Origin of the sequence: Collimonas sp. NPDC087041 (genome assembly GCF_044745265.1) — a bacterium.
Taxonomy (GTDB): domain Bacteria; phylum Pseudomonadota; class Gammaproteobacteria; order Burkholderiales; family Burkholderiaceae_D; genus Collimonas.
The window spans coordinates 294,479-315,549 of sequence record NZ_JBIUZX010000004.1 but is presented as its reverse complement, the minus strand read 5'-3'; the positions used below and the strand labels follow the sequence as shown (position 1 = coordinate 315,549).

Here is a 21,071-nt window from a genome sequence, read left to right as displayed (position 1 = left end):
TTTACTTCAGGATTTCAAATTCGCTGTATTCCAGCCACTCGGCTGATCAACGACTTGCAACGCACTTACTTGTGCTCATCTTCCCGTTTATCCGGATGATTGCCATCATGATGCGGCTGCTCATGACTTTGTGCGGGCGCCGATGGATGCGGCGCCTGCATAGGTGGCCGTGCCTGTGGCTGCGGTTGAGGTTGAGGTTGAGGTTGAGGTTGAGGTTGCGGCCGGGGTTGCGGCGCAGGCGCCTGCGGACGTGGTTCCGGGCGATTGAAAGCCGGCGCTGCGGCGGGCGGCGCCGGATGGTTCACTTCCGGATGCATCTGCTGGCCGCCGTTAGGTCTGTTTTGAAATTGCTCCGGCGCCCGGTTCTGTACATTTTGCGGTGGCTGGAAAGGTTGCGCCCTTGGCGTCGGCGCGGGCGCAGCCTGATGGTTCACATCCGGCTGCTGCGGATTGCCGCCAAACGGATGCTGGTTTAGATTAACAGGCGGCTTTTCCATATCCAGATGGCGTGGCTGGACCGGAACATGGGTCTGGGCGTTTTGCTGCAACGGATTTGGCGTCGGCCTGGCATTTTGCGCCGGTTGGCCAAAATTCGGCCGTCCCGGTTCATTCTGCGGCGCCGGATTCGCTCCAGGATGGACAAAGCCCGGACGCGCGAGCTGATTTGCGGTAGCCGCGCCAAGCGGTGCTGTCGTTTGCGGAACCCGGCTGAAATTAGGCCGCGTCATGTTGTTGAAATCCGGCCGCGCGTGCGCTTGCTGCTGAGCGCCGCCGACCTGCGGCCCATTAGGCAACGCGTTCTGGTTCGGACGTGGCTGGCCAGGATTGCCTTGCGGCGCAAAGTTGGGACGCGCCGAATTGAAATTGGCTGCGCCTCCGCCCGGTTGGCCAGGGCGCGCGCCATTTGCCAAAGCCGGATTGTTGGCCGGACCCGGTCCGAAATTATTCCGGGTGACGTTGTTGTTATTAACTACCGAGTTGTTGTAGTTGTTGGTAACCCGGTTGACGATCGTGGTGGAACGCGACACGTACGTGTTGTTGTTGTACACCACTGCCGGCCGATGCCAGCCACCGCCGCCACCAGGCCCACCCCAGTTACCGCCACCGCCAGGTCCGCCCCAATGCACGCCCCATGAATCCCAGCCCCAGTCGTGATGGCCGATCAAGGCGCCGACCGCGATACCCACGCCAAACGTGATCACGCCTGCCGTGACTATTTCACCAGGTGGATAGTAAGCCTGTGGAGGTTGATAGTAATAGCCGGGATAGACCGGCAACGGTTCGCCGTATACGACGCCCGGATTGTAGTCCGGCACGTACACCATATCGGGTTCTGTCGGTTCGATGACGATGGTTTCCGGCGGTGGGGGAATGACTTCCGGTCCGGCATACACCAGCGGTTCGCCGGATGGCGGCGCATAGTCGGTTGGAGGAGCCGGCTGCGCGCGCGGCGCAACGGCAATCCGCTGACGCTGGTTGTTTTTCAGGTTGCCGCTGCTGGCGGCGCGCTGGCGCATGACCTGGATCGCATTCATCACATCGGTCGGATCGTTGACATAGGCATCGCCGAGCGCCGAAGTCCAGGGAATATTGTGCGCCATCTGGTCCAGCACGCTTGGAAATTGCGCCACGCCCTTGACGCTGACGTCCCACGGTTGCTGATTGATTGCATCCTGTAGCTGACTGCCTTTCAGGTTTTTATTCTGCGCCAGCCAATTATCGGCCGCCGTGATCTGGTCGGGATAGCTGGAGGCCGCCAGGACCTGCGCCAACAGCTTGTCGGGGAACAGGGCGATCGGCCCAACCAACTGATATAACTGGTCGGCGGTCGGCGGCACATACGGTTGTGCTGCCTGGGCTTGCGGGGCCGGCGGCGCAGACGCAGTCGTGTCGGCATCAGTTTTTTTGTCGCATCCCGCCAACGGCAGCAGCGCAACGCATAGTGAAGCGCTCAGCATCAGGGAAAGGGATTTTTTATTATTTGTCATTTTTTACTCCACACAACGTGAAATGGCGATTGTTACAAGCTAGCATGCCGGGTTGTCCTCGCAACATTGCGTTACAAACACTTGCATGTCTCACAGAAAACAAACTCTTGGCCACAATGGCAGCGCACTTGTTAAGTAACGCCTGGACAGGAAGTCTCGATGACATACAATCCTTATAACAATTACCACTTGGTAATCATTAACTATTGTTTCATCAGTGCCCGTCTGTTGAACCTTTTCAACCTGGCTATCTCACAAATTTCATGACTACAAAAAAATTCAGTCCGGCCAGGCTATTGCTGTGGGCCGTTGCCACGTTGGCACTGCTGTTCGCCTTGTGCATCGCATTGCTGCTTACATTCGACTGGAATCGCGCCAAGCCATGGCTCAACCAGACTGTCAGCGAAGCGGTCGGCCGGCCGTTTGCGATCCGCGGCGATTTGTCGCTGAGCTGGCAAAAGTCGCAAACCGACCAGGACAGCTGGCGCCGCTGGGTGCCGTGGCCGCGCCTGAGCGCAAAGGACATCGTGCTCGATAATCCGCAATGGGCAAAAACCGGTCCGCATATGGCTGAAATCGGCCAACTGACGTTTTCGCTTAGCCCTTTGCCGTTGCTGGCGCATCGGATTGTTTTGCCTGAGCTGGAACTCAATGCGCCGAGCATCGCGCTGGAACGCCAGCAGAATGGCGAGAACAACTGGACCTTCGCATCCAGCGGGCCGTCCGCCTGGCAGCTTGATCTGCAAAAACTGGTCTTGGCGAAAGGCACCGTGCGATTGCTGGACCCGGTCAGCAAACTTGATATCAAAGCCGATATCGACAGCCTGCCGGCGACCAGCGCCGAAGGTTACGGCATCGGCTGGAAGGTGGCCGGCACATTCAACAAGACCGCCGTCAGCGGCGACGGCAAAGCCGGCGCAGTGCTGTCGCTGCAAAACTCCAGCTCACCTTATCCATTACAAGCCAGTGTCCGTGTCGGCAAGACCGCGATTGCCATCCAGGGAACTTTGACCAAACCAAGCGACCTGGCTGCGCTCGACCTGCGCCTGAAATTGTCCGGCGCCAGCATGTCGAATCTGTTTCCGTTGACCGGCATCGTGCTGCCGGCGACGCCGCCGTTCGCCACCGAAGGACACTTGATCGGCAAGCTCAACAGCGCCGGCGGCGACTGGATCTATGAGAAGTTCAGCGGTCACGTCGGTTCCAGCGATTTGTCCGGCACGCTGGAGTATGTGGCGCAAAAGCCGCGGCCTTTGCTGAAGGGTACGCTGCTGTCCAATCAGCTGCGGCTGCAAGACCTGGCGCCGCTGATCGGCGCCGATTCGAACGCCAGCAAAGCCAATCGCGGCGATGGCGTGGCGCAACCAAGCGGCAAGGTGCTGCCGGTCGAGCAATTCGACACCACGCGCTGGGGCAGCATCGACGCCGATGTCAAATTCACCGGCCGCAAGATCATCCGCGACAAGGAGTTGCCGATCCAGGACCTGGTCGCCGATGTGCACATGAAGGATAGCGTGCTGTCGTTGACGCCCTTGAATTTCGGCGTGGCAGGCGGCAACCTGATTTCCAACATCAAGCTCGACGGTAGCAACAAACTGATCAAGGCAGAAATAAAGATGTCGGCGCGCCACCTGAAAATCAAGCAACTGTTCCCGGCGCTGGAGTCGGCACAAGCCAGCCTGGGCGAAGTCAACGGCGATGCGTCGCTGTCGGCGGTAGGCAATTCGGTGGCGACCTTGCTGGGCGCGTCGAACGGCGAGGTAAAGACCTTGATCAACCAGGGCACCATCAGCAAATTCTTGCTGGAGGCGGCGGGCCTGAACATCGGTAATGTGGTGATTTCCAAGCTGTTCGGCGACAAGCAGGTCAAGCTGAACTGCCTGGCTAGCGATTTTGCTGTCAGCAACGGCGTGATGGATGCGCGCACCTTCGTGCTCGACACCGACGATGCGATCATCAATATCGAGGGTCAGGTCAACCTGGCCAAGGAAACGCTGGCGCTGACCATTAACCCGAAGAACAAGGGCCTGCGGATCTTCTCGCTGCGCGCGCCGCTGCACCTCACAGGGACGTTCAAGGACCCTGACGTAGGGGTCGACAAGGGCGTGCTGGCCCTGAAGGCTGGCGGCGCCGTGGCGCTCGGTGTGCTGGCGCCGGCTGCGGCCTTGCTGCCGTTGATTAATATCGGACCGGACCAGCAGAGCAATTGCGCCGGCCTGCTGGCGGATGCCCGGCAAAAGCCGGTAGCGCCGCCGCCGGGCAAGACCTTAAAACCAAAAACCCCGCGTTAAACCCCTTCACACTTCCTCTTTTGCGCCGGCCATGCCATTTACAGAATGGACAGCCGGCGCAGTTTCTTCCTCATTCCTCAATCGAGGCCGTCAAACGCCGCATCATCCGGCCCGACATGTGCCGGCGAGCGCCAGCTGGCGTCGCGCATCGAATGCTGCACCTGGTTTTCCACTCCAAGCAAGACGGCAAAAATCGCCATCCGAACGGGTATGCCGTTGTCGGTTTGGCGGAAGATCGCCAGTCGCGGATCGTGATTCAAGTCGGTACTGAGATCGTTGGCGCCGGGCCTGCCGTCGCGTGGCAATGGATGCATGACGATGGTGCCGGCGCCACAGCTGGCGTCAATCAAGGCCTGGTTGATCTGGAATTCCGGCGTGTAGCCTTCTATCGCTTCGTCGGCAAAGCGTTCTTTCTGGATGCGCGTGGCATAGACGATGTCCGCTCCCTTCAAGCCTTGCGTCAGCGAAGTCGTTTGTTCCACCACATGGCCGCCGCGTGAAATCCGGTCCAGGATGTGCGCCGGCATTTCGAGCGTCGGCGGAGCAACCAGCGTGAACTTCAAGCCGCGGTACAAGGCCAGCAACTTGATCAGCGAGTGCACTGTGCGGCCATACTTCAAGTCGCCGACCATGACGATGTGTGCACCATCAATCAATTTGCCCAGGCGCGAGAATTCGCGCTGGATCGTGTACAGGTCGAGAATCGCCTGGCTCGGATGTTCGCCCGGGCCATCGCCGCCGTTGATCACCGGGATATTGGTGGCGCGCGCAAACTCGTCAACCGCGCCTTGTTCCGGATGGCGCACCACCAATGCGTCGACATAACCGCTGATGACGCGGCTGGTGTCGTAGATCGATTCGCCCTTGGTCATCGAAGAGAAGGTAAACCCGGTGGTGTCGCATACCGAACCTCCCAGGCGGCAAAAAGCGGCCCCAAAGCTGATACGCGTGCGCGTGCTGGCTTCAAAGAACAAATTGGCTAGTACGGCACCCTCCAGTATGCGCGACACCTTCTGGCGCCTCGCAATGGGCTGCATCATGTCTGCGACGCGGAACAGGTCTTCCAGCGAATCGCGCGAAAACTGGTCGACAGATAGCAGCTGCGGCTTGCCGGCATGACCGATGACCGTCCGGAGAGGGACGTTTGGTTTTGCTATATATACGCTCTGCGTATTTCCTGCTTCAGGTAAGTCGCCATGCAATATTTCGTTAACGAATTTGCTGACAATGTCAGGCATGGCGCGGAATTCGCCCGATGTTTCCGGCAACAGCCAAGTATCCAATGCACGTTTGCGAACGCCGATGCGGTCCGAAAAATGATCCCTGGTAAGGTTCAGGCGCCGCATTGCATCACGAAGAAAAGTCTGTTGATCGATCATTCATATCTCCAAGTATACGCTTTGCGTACATTACCGCTTTCAGCTTTGGCTGTCCAGATTTTTAAAAAAACTTGCTGCTCATAATTTAATCAGAGAAAATTTTTTCGAATTTACTCTTCGCAACTCAAAAAACGGCTGTAAACGGACATTTTTTGCAATTTTGTGAATAAAGCTGTGGATATCTCGCTTTTGAATTGTGGATATCAGAGTTAGTTTTCCACAGGCGACTTTTTATCCAAGAATTATTCTTTTGCGATACACCGATTACCAAGCTTTTATCCAATTTGTAAGTCCTTGAATGAATAGTCAAATTTTGAGTTATCCACAGAAAAATTGGTCGTTAACTACTACTACTATTTGTATATATAAATCTTTAAATACAAAACCGAGGCACTTTTTTTCTTGAAATTGCCCGAAAAAAAGCGGCTGATGAAAAAAATTACTTTTTCAAAAAAAATGATTTTTTTACACAACTCTGTTCAAGAAAATTTATTGAGAATTTCTACGTAAAAAGCAGAAAAAGAAGGGATGCAATGAAACAACTGTGGATAAGTCTTTGGATAACACCAGGAATCCATTGTGAATAATCCAGATGGAAATCCACAGCCTATTTTTTATCCAAGAAATGTTCTTTCCAGATACAAGGCTTACCAAGTCTTTATCCAAGTCGTAAGTGCTTGAATGAATAGTCAAATTTTGAGTTATCCACAGAAAAACAGGTGGTTAACTACTACTACTATTTATATATATAAATCTTTAAATTTAAACCTGAAGAAGTTGGTTTTCCAAAAAACCGGGTCTACAGGACAAAGAAAATGCCTTTAGAACATCAATTTCCCCAAATTGTTTGCAATATGGCAAAAATAGCGGCAATGATTGGTTCGTCTTTACGTTTATCCAGGGTAATAAACGACAATTCAGTGGATAAATTCACCGTATCGGAGATCACCAAACCATGTGCATGTGCTTCGCGAAGTGCAATTGACTCTCTGACAAGAGAAAGACCGACCCCAGATTTCACCAGATCCAGCATCGATGGTTCCTGGTCGACCAACGCAACTTTGTTTGGCGTAACTTTATATTGAGCAAAAGTTTTGCTGAGTAAACGATGATGGGCAGATTCAGGAGGAGTCCAGATCCAGGGTAATTTTGCCAATGCCGGCCAGTCTTTTCCTGAAATGCGATTTTTCCAACCCGACGGTGCAAGCACGCAGTAAGTAAATTGTGTCAATGTCAGTCGATGAAAACTCTTGTTCGGGATGCCCAGGTAGTAGCCGACATCGAGATGACCGGACTTGATCTGCTGCAACACATCACCCGACATGCTGTGCTGCAACTGTGTAGAAAGTTGTGGATAACTCTCAACAAGTCGTTTGAGAAATGCGCCAAGACGGATGAATTCAGGATCGAGAATCGTGCCGATTGCGAGTTTTCCGCTGAGTGTTTCCAAGTGACTTGGATGCAGGCTTTCAGCTTGTTGTCGCAGTTCGGACATGCTGGCAATGGCGCGTTCGGCAAAAGGCAGTAACTTGATGCCTTCGTCGGTCAACGCCATGCCACTGGGAACGCGGGTGAATAATTGTAGATTTAGATTTGCCTGCAGCGATTTGATTTGCAGGCTGACAGCCGGCTGAGTGACATGCAGCAGTTCGGCGGCGCGGGTTAGATTGCCTTCACGGGCGACCGTGACAAAGGCGCGAAGCAGTGTAAGGTCCATTGCCTGATTTTTCATCAAAGGGGTTTCATTATTAGGAATGCTTATATCGATATTGATGATAACTCATTGGATTGTTGGTAGTTCAAACGATATTCTGGGACAAAAATAATTCAACCCGGCTTCATTAAAAGGAATCCTTATGACTACCTCTTCAATCAATATTCCGCTGATCCAGCATTTCATCAATGGCAAAGTGACCGAATCCAGTAGCGGCCGCATGCAGGATGTGTTCAACCCGGCAACCGGGGCCGCGTCTGCAAAAGTCGTATTGGGCAGTGTTGAAGAAGTGAACGCCGCAGTAGCCGCGGCTTCCGCCGCTGCGCCGGCGTGGGCCGACACGGCGCCACTAAAGCGTGCGCGTGTGATGTTCAAATTCAAGGAATTGATGGAGCAGCATCACGATGCGTTGGCAGCTGCGATCACGCGTGAACACGGCAAGGTTTTTTCCGATGCCAAAGGTGAAGTGACGCGTGGCCTGGAAATCGTTGAGTTCGCCTGCGGCATTCCGCAGCTGTTGAAAACGCAATTCACTGACAACATCGGTGGCGGCATCGATAACTGGAACCTGCGCCAGCCGCTCGGCGTTACTGTGGGAATCACGCCATTCAATTTTCCGGTGATGGTGCCGTTATGGATGGCGCCGCTGGCGATCGCTACCGGCAATACGTTTATCTTGAAGCCTTCCGAACGCGATCCGTCGCCGTCGCTGATGATTGCTGATTTGTTGCAGCAGGCCGGTTTGCCGGACGGCGTCTTCAATGTGGTGCAGGGCGACAAACTGGCAGTTGATGCCTTGCTGCAGCATCCTGATGTGAAAGCAGTATCGTTTGTCGGCTCGACGCCGATTGCTGAATATATCTATCAGCAGGGGGCACAGTGCAAAGGCGCTTATCCGCTCAGGGTACAAGCGTTGGGTGGCGCCAAAAATCATTTGGTGGTGATGCCGGATGCCGATCTGGAACAGGCGGTGGATGCATTGATGGGAGCAGCCTACGGCTCTGCTGGTGAACGTTGCATGGCGATTTCGGTGGCGGTCGCGGTTGGCGATGTCGCTGATAAATTAATTGAAGCACTGATTCCGCGCGTAAAGGCGTTGAAGATCAAGAACGGCATGGAAGCAGATGCGGAAATGGGACCGGTCGTCAGTGCTGCGCACAAGGACAAGATAGAGACTTATATCGACAGCGGTGTGCGCGCCGGAGCGAAATTGCTGGTCGATGGACGCGGCTTGAAAGTAGCTGGCCTGGAACAAGGATTTTTCCTTGGCGGCTCGTTGTTCGACCAGGTTACGCCGGAGATGCAGATTTATCGGGAAGAGATTTTTGGGCCAGTGTTATGCATCGTTCGCGTTCCCGATTTTGCGGCTGCAGTGAACCTGATCAATGCGCATGAATTTGGCAACGGCGTGTCGTTGTTCACCTCGGATGGCAACACCGCACGCGAGTTTTCGCGACGTGTAGAGGTTGGCATGGTTGGCGTCAACGTGCCGATTCCGGTGCCGATGGCATGGCATTCGTTTGGCGGCTGGAAGCGCTCGTTGTTTGGCGATACGCATGCATATGGCGAGGAAGGCGTGCGATTTTATACGCGCTACAAATCGATCATGCAACGCTGGCCGCAGACGATTTCAAAAGGCGCTGAGTTCACCATGCCGGTCGCCAAATAAATAGTGTAAATAATTAAAATTACAAACAGTATAAATAATATTATTATTTATTTTATTCAGCCGGCGATGTTTCATGTGACTTGAAAATCGCTGGTTTGAAATTGCAATAATAAGTCGAAGAACAGACGTAGAACAGATTGTCGTAGCACACAATAAATAGAAAGAGACGAATGGAATCTGCAGGGAATTACGACTACATCATCATCGGTGCGGGAACCGCTGGCTGCGTTCTGGCGAATCGCTTGAGCCAGGACAGTTCGGTAAAAATTCTGCTGATAGAAGCAGGTGCAAAAGACGATTACATCTGGATTCATATCCCTGTCGGTTACCTGTATTGCATCAATAATCCACGTACCGACTGGTTATATCGGACCGAGCCGGATCCTGGCTTGCGCGGCCGCAGTCTGATTTATCCGCGCGGTAAAGTGTTGGGCGGCAGTTCGTCGATCAACGGCATGATCTATATGCGCGGCCAGGCCCGCGATTACGATGAATGGGCGCAATTGACCGGTGATGATGCCTGGCGCTGGAAGCATGTTTTGCCGCTGTTCAAGAAGAGTGAAGATCACTATAAAGGTGCCGATGAATTTCATGGCGCCGGCGGTGAATGGCGGGTCGAAAAGCAGCGTTTGTCGTGGCAGATCCTGGATGCGTTCAGGGATGCTGCTGCCGAAACCGGGATTCCTAAGACTGACGATTTCAATCGCGGCGACAATGAAGGATCGGCGTATTTCGACGTCAACCAGAAACGCGGCATACGCTGGAATGCATCGAAAGCTTTCCTGCGCTCGGCCAGCGGCCGCGGCAATCTGACGATCATGACGGGCTGCCAGGTCAAGCGCCTGCTGCTGGAACGCGGTGAGCAGGGCGTGGTGTGCAAGGGTGTGGAGTTTTCCGGCGGCGGCAGGGAGTGGAATGCCGAGGCCAGCAGGGAAACCTTGTTGAGTGCCGGCGCGGTTGGCTCGCCGCAGATTTTGCAGTTGTCCGGTATTGGTCCGGCAGCTTTGTTACAGCAGCATCAGATTCCAGTGCAGGTTGATCTGCCTGGTGTCGGCGAAAATCTGCAGGACCATTTGCAGATCCGCATGGCGTTCAAGGTGAGCGGTGTGAAGACACTTAACACGATGAGCAGCAACTGGTTTGGCAAGGCGAAGATCGGGATGCAATATCTGCTGTCGCAAAGCGGGCCGATGTCGATGGCGCCGTCGCAGCTGGGAGCCTTTGCCAAGTCCGATCCGGCGCAATCCACCGCCAACCTGGAATATCACGTGCAACCCTTGTCGCTGGAAAAATTCGGCGATCCGCTGCATACCTTTCCGGCCTTTACCGCCAGTGTTTGCAACTTGCGGCCAACTTCGCGCGGACATGTGCGAATCGCGTCGAGCGATGCCGGCGTGGCGCCGAAGATCACGCTGAATTACCTGGATACGCTCGAAGACCGGGCTGTTGCCGCCGCATCGGTGCGATTGACGCGCAAGATCGCTGCCGCTCCGGCACTGCAGAAATATGCGCCGGAAGAGTTCAAGCCAGGCCTGCAATATCGTACGGAAGAAGAATTGGTCGACGCTGCTGCCGAGGTTGGCACCACCATTTTCCATCCGGTCGGGACTTGCAAGATGGGGCGTGCCGATGACCAGATGGCGGTGGTCGACAGTAAATTGAGGGTGCGCGGTGTTGCTGGATTGCGGGTGGTCGATGCGTCGGTCATGCCGACCATTACGTCAGGAAATACCAACTCGCCAACCTTGATGATTGCAGAAATGGCTGCTGGTTTTATCAAGGAAGGCCGATGATAGGGGAGTTGACGTTGGTCGATAGACAATCTTCTGCTTTGCCCGAATGGCGGTCGATATCGATACTCTAAAAATTCTGTCAGGCAATTCTGATTTTCGTCTAAGTTTTTGTATAGTATTTCTACGTATTGCTCCGTCAGAGTGGCACCGGTAGTATCCGTAAAAAAATATAAGGGTGATAAGGTTAGTCCAATATAACCCAGCACCCCGGGATGTTCCGATAAAGCAACATCAATAGGAGACCAGATGACCGACATCATCTTGGAGACAAAAAACCTGACCAAGGAGTTCAGGGGGTTCACGGCCGTCAATGGCGTTAATCTGCAAGTCCAGCGCGGCCATATTCATGCGTTGATCGGTCCCAATGGGGCCGGGAAAACCACTTGCTTCAATTTACTGACCAAATTCCTGGTGCCGACCTCCGGCCAGATCCTGTTCAATGGTCGCGACATCACCACCGATGCGCCGGCCCAGATTGCGCGTCAGGGAATCATTCGTTCCTTCCAGATTTCAGCCGTTTTTCCTCACCTGACGGTGATGGAAAACGTCCGCATCGGCTTGCAGCGGACGTTGGGAACATCGTTTCACTTCTGGAAAAGCGGCAAGTCGCTGGCGCAGCTGAATGAGCGCGCAATGGCCTTGCTGGCTGAGGTCGACCTGACCGAATTCGCCGATACCCTGACAGTCGATTTGCCGTATGGCCGCAAGCGCGCGCTGGAGATTGCCACCACGCTGGCGATGGAGCCGGAGCTGATGCTGCTCGACGAGCCAACCCAAGGCATGGGGCACGAAGACGTTGACCGTGTCACCGCACTGATCAAGAAAGTGTCAGCCGGCCGCACCATCCTGATGGTGGAGCACAACATGAACGTAGTGTCCGGCATCTGCGACAAGATCAGCGTACTGCAACGCGGTGCGATGTTGGCCGAAGGCCGCTACGAAGAAGTTTCGAAGAACCCGCTGGTAATGGAAGCCTACATGGGCACCACTGCCGAGGCCCTGGCAGGAGCGCATTGATGTCCGCAGTCCAATCCCCATCCATCGCCGGTGCAGCGCAAGGCACCGCTGCGCTCAGCATCGAGAACCTGCAAGCCTGGTACGGTGAATCGCATATCCTGCACAACGTCAATTTGAACGTGAACAAGGGTGAAGTGGTGACGCTGCTCGGTCGTAACGGCGCCGGGCGCACCACGACCATGCGCGCCATCATGGGCTTGACCGGCGCCCGCAAAGGCTCGATCAAGATCGGCGGCGTCGAGACCATCGACCTGCCGACCTACAAGATTGCACATCTCGGTGTCGGTTACTGTCCGGAAGAGCGTGGCATTTTTTCTTCGCTGTCGACGGAAGAAAACCTGTTGCTGCCGCCGACTTTGTCGACCACCGAAAAGGGCATGTCGCTCGAGGAAATCTACGACATGTTTCCGAACCTGAAGGAGCGCCGCTCCAGCCAGGGCACGCGCTTGTCCGGCGGCGAACAGCAGATGCTGGCTGTCGCGCGCATCTTGCGCACCGGCGCACGGCTGTTGCTGCTCGATGAAATTTCCGAAGGCCTGGCGCCGGTGATCGTGCAAGCTCTGGCGCGCATGATCACGACCTTGAAAGCCAAGGGTTACACCATCGTGATGGTGGAGCAGAACTTCCGTTTTGCCGCGCCGTTGGCCGATCGTTTTTATGTGATGGAGCACGGACAGATCGTCGAGTCTTTTGCTTCGTCACAGTTGGAAGAAAAAATGCCGGTGTTGAATGCTTTGTTGGGAGTATGACGGGTCATTAGTCACGAGTCACAAGTCGGAGGTCGTTTATAAAATGGAGAAGACAATGAATATCAAATTAAAGACTTTGGCAATCGCGGTCAGCAGCACAATCGCTATCGGTTTTGCCGCACCGGCGTCAGCACAGATTTCCGGGGACGTAATCAAGATCGGTTTCATCACCGACATGTCGAGCGTGTATTCAGACATTGACGGCCCTGGCGGCGCTGAAGCAATCAAGATGGCGATTGCCGACATGGGTGGCAATATCAACGGCAAGAAAATCGAACTGATCGTGGCCGATCACCAGAACAAGGCCGACATCGCATCGAGCAAGGCGCGCGAATGGTTTGACCAGCAAGGCCTGGACATGCTGATCGGCGGCACCAACTCCGGCACCGCGCTGGCGATGGCGAAGATCGCTGCGGAAAAGAAAAAGCCGTTCTTTGAAATCGGCGCCGGCAGCACCCGCCTGACCAATGAAGAGTGCACGCCTTACACCGTGCACTATGCCTACGACACCTACGCTCTGGCGCACGGCACAGGGTCGGAAGTGGTCAAGCAGGGCGGCAAGACCTGGTACTTCGTGACTGCGGATTACGCCTTCGGCGCGTCGCTGGAAAAAGATACGACAGCAGTGGTCAAGGCTTCCGGCGGCACCGTGCTGGGTTCGGTCAAGCATCCGCTGAACGCATCCGATTTCTCGTCGTTCATGCTGCAGGCGCAATCATCGAAAGCGCAAATCATCGGCCTGGCGAATGCCGGCGGCGACCTGATCAATGCGGTCAAGGCAGCCAATGAATTCGGCGTGACCAAGAATGCCAAGCTGGCCGGCCTGCTGGTGTTCATCAACGATATCCATTCGCTGACGCTGAAGCAGACGCAGGGCATGTACCTGACCGACAGCTGGTACTGGGACCAGAACGACGAAACCCGCAAATGGGCCAAGCGTTACTTTGAAAAGATGAAGAAGGAACCGTCCAGCCTGCAAGCTGCCGATTACTCGTCGGCGATGCAATACCTGATGGCGGTCAAGGCGATCGGCACTGATGACGGCGACAAGGTCATGGCGCAACTGCGCAAGACCAAGTTCAACGACATGTATGCCAAGAATGCCTATCTGCGTCCGGACGGCCGTGTCGTGCATGACATGGTGCTGTACCAGGTCAAGACACCGGCTGAGTCGAAATATCCTTGGGACTATCTGAACAAGATCCAGACCATTCCTGGCGAACAAGCCTTCGGCACCAAGGCCGAAAGCAAGTGCGCGTTGTGGAAGTAATGGCGCTTTGAGTTTTCAGCGCAGCCGCACGTGAGTTGTCGTTGCGTGCAGCTGACTGACGATATGCCTGGCGTATCAAGCTTGTGACAAGGCGTGCATGTCCATGACAGGACCTGCACGCCGTTGCATTGTTTGATTTGCGCTGTTTGATAGTTGTTCACTCACCCGAGTGATTTTTTGATGACATTGCCATGGAAATATTCGGCATTCCCTTTCAAGCCTTGATGAGCCAGCTGTTGCTGGGTCTGGTCAATGGTTCGTTTTACGCGATGCTGTCGCTTGGCCTGGCCGTCATCTTCGGCCTGCTCAACGTGATCAACTTCGCTCACGGCGCCTTGTACATGATGGGCGCTTTCCTGGCCTGGATCGGGCTCACTTATTTCAACCTCAATTACTGGGTGATGCTGATCCTGGCGCCAGTGCTGGTCGGCCTGTTCGGCATCATCATCGAGAAGACCATGCTGCGCTGGCTGTACAAGCTGGATCATCTCTACGGCTTGCTGCTGACCTTCGGCATCACCTTGATGGTGGAGGGCATCTTCCGCTCGTTCTATGGCGTCTCCGGCCAGCCGTATTCGGTCCCTGATGCGTTGAGCGGCGCTACCGACCTTGGGTTCATGGTGCTGCCAAATTATCGCGCCTGGGTGGTGCTGGCTTCGCTGGTGGTGTGTTTTGCGACCTGGTTCGTGATTGAAAAAACCAAGCTGGGCGCTTATCTGCGCGCCGGCACCGAGAATCCGAAACTGGTCGAAGCGTTCGGCATCAACGTGCCATTGATGGTCACGCTGACCTACGGCTTCGGCGTCGCTTTGGCGGCCTTTGCCGGGGTGCTGGCGGCGCCGGTGATCCAGGTGTCACCACTGATGGGTTCCAACCTGATTATCGTCGTGTTCGCGGTTGTGGTGATCGGCGGCATGGGTTCCATAATGGGCTCGATCATCACCGGCCTGGCGCTGGGCGTGATTGAAGGACTGACCCGGGTGTTCTATCCCGAGGCTTCGGCGACCGTGGTGTTCATCGTGATGGCGATCGTCCTGATGATTCGGCCGGCTGGCTTGTTCGGCAAGGAGAAATGATAGATGAACATGAATAAGAAAATTGGTTACGGCCTGATTCTCCTTGTCGCGCTGGCTGCCCCATTCGGGGTTTATCCGGTATTCCTGATGAAGATCATCTGTTTCGCGCTGTTTGCCTGCGCCTTCAATTTGCTGATCGGCTTTACTGGTTTGTTGTCATTTGGGCATGCAGCGTTTTTCGGCGGCGCCGGCTATGTAACCGGTTATGCGTTGACGACCCTGGGCTTGCCGACGGAGCTGGGACTGATTGCCGGAACCGCTGCCGGCGCGCTGATTGGCCTGGTCATGGGCAGCCTGGCGATCCGGCGGCAGGGCATCTACTTCACGATGATTACGCTGGCGCTGGCGCAGATGCTGTACTTCGTCTGCCTGCAGGCGCCGTTCACGGGTGGCGAGGACGGCCTGCAAGGCGTGCCGCGCGGGCATCTGCTCGGCTTCATCGATCTCGGCAACGACCTCACCTTGTATTACGTGGTGCTGGCAATCGCTGTCGCCAGCTTTGCGCTGATCGTGCGGATCGTCAATTCGCCATTCGGTCAGGTGCTCAAGGCGATCAAGGAAAACGAGCCGCGCGCCATTTCTTTGGGCTACGATGTCAGCCGCTACAAGCTCCTGGCCTTTGTTTTGTCGGCTGCGCTGTCTGGCCTGGCGGGCTCGACCAAGACACTGGTGCTGGGTTTTGAGACGCTGACTGATGTTCACTGGACCATGTCCGGCCTGGTGGTGCTGATGACCTTGGTTGGCGGATTGGGAACAATTGTCGGCCCGATCGTCGGCGCGCTCATCATCATCATGTTGGAAAACAAGTTGGGCGATATCGGCAATTGGCTGGCCTCCGTGACCCATATCGACTGGTTCAATGGCTTGGGTGAATCGGTGACTATCGTGACTGGCTTTATCTTTATCGTTTGTGTGCTGGCGTTCAGGCGAGGGATTGTTGGCGAGATTTCCGCATTGCTTAAAAAAACAGCAAGCGCCAAAAGCTGACGATAAGTAATATCGTAAATCGAAGCCCGTATGCAGCTTGCTGTTACGGGCTTTTTTCATGGGCGTTAGAAGTTTCAGAGTTTGGTGTTGCTGAGTTCGATGCCGCCGAATCACTGCCTAATAAATAGGCAGGTCAATTTCGAGGTGTTAAAGCCGCTTCGCGATGGGGGCTGTCTTGCTGATGGGATTTCTTGGATAGCTATGAGTAAATAACATAGCAGGGCAGACGCCCAGCCTCAGATCCGCCACGTAAAATGACAGCTCTTGCAGATGCCATAAATATAAAAACGGCAATCCTGCTCCATTCCTAACCAGCTCCTGTCATCCATGTATTTACTTACCCGTGTCGTTGCCTACGGCTTTCATGCCGACCTTTCCTGCATAGTTAAAGAAAGGGTAACGGATCATGCCTGAATTATTTCCGGATTTTTTCATCCTGGCTGCGGCCAGTTTCCTCGCTGGTTTGATCGATGCGGTGGTTGGAGGAGGGGGCTTGATCCAGATCCCGGCATTATTCGCAATGCTACCCAATACCGCACCTGCAACCATATTTGGCACTAACAAACTGGCCGGGATATTCGGTACCAGCGCCGCAGCAGTGAATTTTGCTCGAAGGGTGAAGCTGGCATGGAGCGCGGCCTTGCCTGCAGCCGGTGCCGCTTTTCTGTTTGCCTTCCTCGGCGCCTATACCGTTACGCATATCCCGACTGAAGCGATCCGCAAGTCACTGCCGTTCATTTTGCTGGCCGTGGCGATATATACGATAAAGAAGAAGGATTTCGGCAGTATCCATGCTCCCTTGCATTCGGGTTCAAAAGAAAAAATCTTGGCGGTGTTGATCGGCGGCGGAATTGGGTTTTATGACGGTGTTTTCGGCCCTGGTACAGGTAGCTTCCTGATTTTCCTGTTTGTGCGGTTTTTCGGCTTCGATTTCCTGGCTGCGTCGGCAGTATCCAAGGTTATCAACGTTGCGACCAATCTCGCTGCCTTGCTCTGGTTTGGATATAGCGGGCATATCATCTGGCAACTTGGATTGATTATGGCTATCTGTAATGTGGGTGGATCATTGGTCGGTACGCGCCTGGCATTGAAGCATGGCAGTGGTTTTGTACGGAAACTGTTCTTGCTGGTGGTCTCGGTATTGATCTTGAAGACAGGGTACGACGCCTTCCTTAAATAGGCGTTGGTAGATATCCAAGTTAAACATGGCAGTAATGAGCGGCGATTGTTCCACGTGAAACAATCGCCGCTTTTGTTTTTGCTTGCCGAAAATTCGTAATGGGCAATGTTTCACGTGAAACACTGTCGTATATCGAGGTCAAATCATGTGTCGTCTTGGCCACGACTCGTTCCGCCGATGCTTCTGGGTTTATAATCACGCCTCTGTTCACCGTTTTTCATCGTCTCCACGAGGCGCACTATGCTTTTTCCTACAAATTTTGATGTAATCGTTGTCGGCGGCGGTCATGCCGGTACCGAAGCCGCGTTGGCGTCTGCTCGTATGGGCCAAAAAACGTTATTGTTGACGCACAATATCGAGACCCTGGGCCAGATGTCGTGCAACCCGTCAATTGGTGGGATAGGCAAGGGCCATCTCGTAAAAGAGGTCGATGCCATGGGCGGGGCGATGGCTATCGCTACCGACGAGGCGGGTATCCAGTTCCGTATCCTGAATTCATCGAAGGGCCCGGCCGTGCGCGCAACCCGCGCGCAAGCTGACCGTATCCTGTACAAGCAAGCGATTCGCTCGCGCCTGGAAAACCAGGAAAATCTCTGGTTGTTCCAACAGGCAGTGGATGATTTGCTGGTTGAGGGCGATCGCGTGATTGGCGCCGTGACTCAGGTTGGCATCAAATTCCTCAGTAGGGCGGTGGTGCTGACAGCGGGTACTTTCCTCGATGGGAAGATCCATGTCGGCCTCAACAATTACTCTGCCGGCCGTGCCGGCGACCCGCCGGCGATATCGCTGTCGGCACGCCTGAAAGAACTCAAGTTGCCGCAAGGCCGATTGAAGACGGGCACGCCGCCACGCATTGACGGCCGCACCATTGATTTTTCAGTCATGCAGGAACAACCGGGCGATCTCGATCCGATCCCGGTATTTTCGGTCATGGGCAATGTCGGCATGCATCCTAAGCAGTTGCCATGCTGGGTGACCCATACCAACCAAGAGACACACGACATCATCCGTGCCGGCCTGGATCGCAGCCCGATGTACACAGGCGTGATTGAAGGTGTCGGTCCGCGTTATTGCCCGTCGATCGAGGACAAGATCCATCGCTTCGCCGGCAAGGATTCACACCAGATATTCCTGGAGCCGGAAGGCTTGACCACCAATGAGTTTTACCCCAATGGTATTTCGACAAGTTTGCCATTTGATGTCCAGCTGGCTTTGGTGCATTCGATGCGTGGCCTGGAGAACGCACATATCCTGCGTCCCGGCTATGCGATCGAATACGATTATTTCGACCCGCGCGGATTGAAGGCCTCGCTGGAAACCAAGTCGATCCAGGGCCTGTACTTTGCCGGCCAGATCAATGGCACTACCGGCTACGAAGAAGCCGCCGCGCAAGGGATGCTGGCCGGCTTGAACGCCGCCTTGCAAACACAAGAGCGCGACGCCTGGACGCCGCGCCGCGACGAAGCTTATCTCGGCGTGCTGGTCGACGACCTGATTACCCAAGGTGTACAAGAACCGTATCGCATGTTCACCAGCCGCGCCGAGTATCGCCTGAGCTTGCGCGAAGATAATGCCGACTTGCGCCTGACCGAAATCGGCCGCCAGCTGGGCTGCGTCGGCGATGCCCAATGGGCGCAATTCGAGAAGAAGCGCGAAGCGGTTGCACTGGAAATGGAGCGCCTGCGGACGACTTGGGTCAACCCGCGTCTTATTTCCAATGCCGAAGCAGAGCGGGTTGTTGGAAAGGCAATGGAGCGCGAATATGCGCTGGCCGATCTGCTGCGCCGCCCTAATGTTACTTACGAACAATTGATGACGCTCAAAGGTGTCGATGGCCAGGAAATCGGCGGCCCGGGAGTCGAGGACGATTCCGTCAAGGAGCAGGTCGAGATCCAGGTCAAGTACGCCGGCTACATCGATCGCCAGGCACGCGAAGTCGAGCGCCACGAACACAATGAAAACCTGAAGCTGCCGGCCGATCTGGATTACATGGATGTGCAGGCATTGTCGATCGAGGTGCGGCAAAAGCTGAACCTGCATCGCCCGGAAACCTTTGGCCAGGCCTCGCGGATTTCCGGTGTCACGCCAGCGGCATTGTCGCTGTTGCTGGTGCACCTGAAAAAGGGCGGCATGAAGCGTTTGAACGAGCTTGGCGCAGACGACCAGGCTGCATAAATAATGGGCAATGACCTCAAGGGTAATTGCCGGGATAGTGGAGGATTGGCAGGATGAGTGCAACGCAGATCGCATCGGGTGCATCGCTGGAAGCGAGCCTGCAGCAGGGCGCACAGGCATTGGGAATTGAACTGGATGAAAAGCAGCAGCAGCAATTGCTGGCTTATCTGAGTTTGCTGGCAAAGTGGAATCGCACGTATAACCTGACCTCGATCCGTGAGCCGGCGCAAATGATGACGCACCATCTGCTGGACTCGCTGGCGGTGGTGCCGGCCTTTGCAGCGGCCGACAATGTGCTGGATGTCGGCGCCGGCGGCGGCTTGCCAGGGATGATCCTGGCGATCTGGGCGAGCAAGGCGCGGCCGTCAATGCGGGTCTCGATGATCGACACGGTGCACAAGAAAACGGCATTCCTGACACAAGCCAAGGCCGAGTTGGGATTGGCTAACGTCAGTGTCCACACGGCAAGAGTAGAGCAACTGCAGGTCACACAAAAATTTGATGTGATTACATCGCGGGCATTTGCCGAACTGGCCGACTTCATCAACTGGTCCGAGCATCTGCTGGCCGACGGCGGCCAGTTCATCGCCCTCAAGGGTGTGCAGCCGGATCAAGAGATTGCGCGTTTGCCTGCGGGCTGGCAAGTCACTGAAATACGTCCAGTGACGGTGCCGGGGCTGGATGCGGAACGCCACCTTATTTTTATCAAACGGAGCTGACGATAGTGGGTTATTGCGTCCCACTAGGGTATTGTCTAATAGCCTCGTAGCTCCTTGTAATTTAACCGTTTTATCTGATCAGTTGGCGACATCGAATCCGTCCCATCAATAAATAGAAAACACATGGCAAAAATCTTCTGCGTCGCCAATCAAAAAGGTGGAGTCGGTAAAACCACTACCGCCGTCAATCTGGCCGCCGGGCTGGCCCAACTGAACCAGCGTGTATTGCTGGCAGACCTCGACCCGCAAGGCAACGCGACGATGGGAGCAGGGATCAACAAAGGCACATTGACCGCCTCGATTTATGAAGTGCTGCTGGGCATGTCGGACATCAAGAGCGTGCGCAAGACTTCCGAAACCGGCGGCTTCGACGTATTGCCGGCAAATCGCGAACTGGCCGGCGCCGAAGTGGAAATGGTCGAACTGGAGAATCGGGAAAAGCGCCTGAAAGACGCCTTCGCCCTGGTTGCCGATGACTATGACTTCATCCTGATCGACTGCCCGCCGGCGCTGTCGCTGCTGACGCTGAATGGCTTGTGCGCCGCCAACGGCGTCATCATTCCGATGCAGTGCGAATACTATGCGCTGGAAGGTTTGTCGGATCTGGTCAACACCATCAAGAAGGTGCACGCCAACCTGAATCCGGATTTGAAGATCATCGGTTTGCTGCGCGTGATGTTTGATCCACGCATGACATTATCGCAACAAGTGTCGGATGAGCTGGAAAAGCATTTTGGCGACAAGGTGTTCAAGACCGTCATCCCGCGCAATGTACGTCTGGCGGAAGCGCCGTCGTATGGCATGCCGGGCGTCACTTTCGATGCGGCTTCCAAGGGCGCGCAGGCGTACATCGCCTTTGGCGCCGAGATGGTGGAGCGCATCAAAACGATGTAAGCGATTGCCGGGCAGGGGCCGCCGTAGCGGCAGTGATGCGATATATGACTCACTCCCGGTTAGTTAGACACAGCTAATACAGTGGTAATACAGAAGTTATCCATGGGGTTAGTCACAGCTTATTCCCGGCTTATTCATGGTTTATCCACTGAGTTATCCATAAAGTTATC

General features: G+C 54.9%; 15 protein-coding genes. 12 read left to right on the top strand and 3 right to left on the bottom strand.

Annotated elements, in window-relative coordinates; genetic code table 11:
* Positions 1 to 65: 65 nt before the first annotated feature.
* Complete coding sequence (locus ACIPF8_RS09760) at positions 66 to 1,988, bottom strand: DUF3300 domain-containing protein (RefSeq protein WP_400420169.1); 1,923 nt, start codon at positions 1,986 to 1,988, stop codon at positions 66 to 68.
* A 263-nt stretch (positions 1,989 to 2,251) separates the two neighbouring features.
* On the opposite strand from ACIPF8_RS09760, the gene ACIPF8_RS09755 reads away from it, so the two are divergent.
* Complete coding sequence (locus tag ACIPF8_RS09755; RefSeq protein WP_400420166.1) at positions 2,252 to 4,279, top strand: AsmA family protein; 2,028 nt, start codon at positions 2,252 to 2,254, stop codon at positions 4,277 to 4,279.
* Between the two features lie 77 nt (positions 4,280 to 4,356).
* Here the strand turns inward: ACIPF8_RS09755 and ACIPF8_RS09750 are convergent, their stop codons facing one another.
* Both ACIPF8_RS09750 and ACIPF8_RS09745 read right to left on the bottom strand, forming a co-directional pair.
* Positions 4,357 to 5,658 (bottom strand): aspartate carbamoyltransferase, encoded by a 1,302-nt coding sequence (locus ACIPF8_RS09750; protein ID WP_400420163.1) that lies wholly within the window; start codon positions 5,656 to 5,658, stop codon positions 4,357 to 4,359.
* Positions 5,659 to 6,487: 829 nt separating this feature from the next.
* Entirely contained in the window at positions 6,488 to 7,375 is an 888-nt protein-coding gene (locus ACIPF8_RS09745) for a LysR family transcriptional regulator (protein ID WP_400420549.1), read from the bottom strand.
* 139 nt (positions 7,376 to 7,514) lie between these two features.
* Here ACIPF8_RS09745 and ACIPF8_RS09740 point away from each other — a divergent pair, with 139 nt between their 5' ends.
* The 11 genes from ACIPF8_RS09740 to ACIPF8_RS09690 all read left to right on the top strand — a co-directional run bounded on the left by ACIPF8_RS09740 (position 7,515) and on the right by ACIPF8_RS09690 (position 20,901).
* Positions 7,515 to 9,041, top strand: coding sequence for a CoA-acylating methylmalonate-semialdehyde dehydrogenase (locus ACIPF8_RS09740; RefSeq protein ID WP_400420160.1), 1,527 nt, complete (start codon positions 7,515 to 7,517; stop codon positions 9,039 to 9,041).
* A 170-nt stretch (positions 9,042 to 9,211) separates the two neighbouring features.
* Complete coding sequence (locus ACIPF8_RS09735) at positions 9,212 to 10,834, top strand: GMC family oxidoreductase (RefSeq protein WP_400420157.1); 1,623 nt, start codon at positions 9,212 to 9,214, stop codon at positions 10,832 to 10,834.
* Between the two features lie 246 nt (positions 10,835 to 11,080).
* Entirely contained in the window at positions 11,081 to 11,851 is a 771-nt protein-coding gene (locus ACIPF8_RS09730) for an ABC transporter ATP-binding protein (protein ID WP_061535047.1), read from the top strand.
* Positions 11,851 to 12,600: an ABC transporter ATP-binding protein gene (locus tag ACIPF8_RS09725; RefSeq protein ID WP_400420154.1), complete on the top strand. Its 750-nt coding sequence runs from the start codon at positions 11,851 to 11,853 to the stop codon at positions 12,598 to 12,600. Before ACIPF8_RS09730 ends, ACIPF8_RS09725 begins: the two co-directional genes overlap by 1 nt.
* 61 nt (positions 12,601 to 12,661) lie before the next feature.
* Positions 12,662 to 13,870 (top strand): ABC transporter substrate-binding protein, encoded by a 1,209-nt coding sequence (locus tag ACIPF8_RS09720; protein ID WP_400420547.1) that lies wholly within the window; start codon positions 12,662 to 12,664, stop codon positions 13,868 to 13,870.
* A 191-nt stretch (positions 13,871 to 14,061) separates the two neighbouring features.
* Positions 14,062 to 14,946: a branched-chain amino acid ABC transporter permease gene (locus ACIPF8_RS09715; RefSeq protein ID WP_400420152.1), complete on the top strand. Its 885-nt coding sequence runs from the start codon at positions 14,062 to 14,064 to the stop codon at positions 14,944 to 14,946.
* A gap of 9 nt (positions 14,947 to 14,955) precedes the next feature.
* On the top strand, positions 14,956 to 15,933 hold the full coding sequence (locus ACIPF8_RS09710) for a branched-chain amino acid ABC transporter permease (protein WP_400420149.1): 978 nt from the start codon (positions 14,956 to 14,958) through the stop codon (positions 15,931 to 15,933).
* A gap of 406 nt (positions 15,934 to 16,339) precedes the next feature.
* Positions 16,340 to 17,113, top strand: coding sequence for a TSUP family transporter (locus ACIPF8_RS09705; protein ID WP_061535044.1), 774 nt, complete (start codon positions 16,340 to 16,342; stop codon positions 17,111 to 17,113).
* Positions 17,114 to 17,353: 240 nt separating this feature from the next.
* Complete coding sequence (gene mnmG, locus ACIPF8_RS09700; protein ID WP_400420146.1) at positions 17,354 to 19,288, top strand: tRNA uridine-5-carboxymethylaminomethyl(34) synthesis enzyme MnmG; 1,935 nt, start codon at positions 17,354 to 17,356, stop codon at positions 19,286 to 19,288.
* A gap of 53 nt (positions 19,289 to 19,341) precedes the next feature.
* On the top strand, positions 19,342 to 20,007 hold the full coding sequence (gene rsmG, locus ACIPF8_RS09695) for a 16S rRNA (guanine(527)-N(7))-methyltransferase RsmG (RefSeq protein ID WP_400420143.1): 666 nt from the start codon (positions 19,342 to 19,344) through the stop codon (positions 20,005 to 20,007).
* Between the two features lie 123 nt (positions 20,008 to 20,130).
* Positions 20,131 to 20,901, top strand: a complete 771-nt coding sequence (locus ACIPF8_RS09690) for a ParA family protein (protein ID WP_400420141.1) — start codon at positions 20,131 to 20,133, stop codon at positions 20,899 to 20,901.
* Positions 20,902 to 21,071: the final 170 nt, after the last annotated feature.

Bases quoted from the DNA above. Each gene is read 5' to 3' on its own strand.
- ACIPF8_RS09710 (WP_400420149.1), top strand. From the start codon at position 14,956: ATGAATAAGAAAATTGGTTACGGCCTGATTCTCCTTGTCGCGCTGGCT.
- ACIPF8_RS09735 (WP_400420157.1), top strand. From the start codon at position 9,212: ATGGAATCTGCAGGGAATTACGACTACATCATCATCGGTGCGGGAACC.
- ACIPF8_RS09730 (WP_061535047.1), top strand. From the start codon at position 11,081: ATGACCGACATCATCTTGGAGACAAAAAACCTGACCAAGGAGTTCAGG.
- rsmG (WP_400420143.1), top strand. From the start codon at position 19,342: ATGAGTGCAACGCAGATCGCATCGGGTGCATCGCTGGAAGCGAGCCTG.
- ACIPF8_RS09740 (WP_400420160.1), top strand. From the start codon at position 7,515: ATGACTACCTCTTCAATCAATATTCCGCTGATCCAGCATTTCATCAAT.
- ACIPF8_RS09715 (WP_400420152.1), top strand. From the start codon at position 14,062: ATGGAAATATTCGGCATTCCCTTTCAAGCCTTGATGAGCCAGCTGTTG.
- mnmG (WP_400420146.1), top strand. From the start codon at position 17,354: ATGCTTTTTCCTACAAATTTTGATGTAATCGTTGTCGGCGGCGGTCAT.
- ACIPF8_RS09750 (WP_400420163.1), bottom strand. From the start codon at position 5,658: ATGATCGATCAACAGACTTTTCTTCGTGATGCAATGCGGCGCCTGAAC.
- ACIPF8_RS09725 (WP_400420154.1), top strand. From the start codon at position 11,851: ATGTCCGCAGTCCAATCCCCATCCATCGCCGGTGCAGCGCAAGGCACC.
- ACIPF8_RS09705 (WP_061535044.1), top strand. From the start codon at position 16,340: ATGCCTGAATTATTTCCGGATTTTTTCATCCTGGCTGCGGCCAGTTTC.
- ACIPF8_RS09690 (WP_400420141.1), top strand. From the start codon at position 20,131: ATGGCAAAAATCTTCTGCGTCGCCAATCAAAAAGGTGGAGTCGGTAAA.
- ACIPF8_RS09760 (WP_400420169.1), bottom strand. From the start codon at position 1,988: ATGACAAATAATAAAAAATCCCTTTCCCTGATGCTGAGCGCTTCACTA.
- ACIPF8_RS09755 (WP_400420166.1), top strand. From the start codon at position 2,252: ATGACTACAAAAAAATTCAGTCCGGCCAGGCTATTGCTGTGGGCCGTT.
- ACIPF8_RS09745 (WP_400420549.1), bottom strand. From the start codon at position 7,375: ATGGACCTTACACTGCTTCGCGCCTTTGTCACGGTCGCCCGTGAAGGC.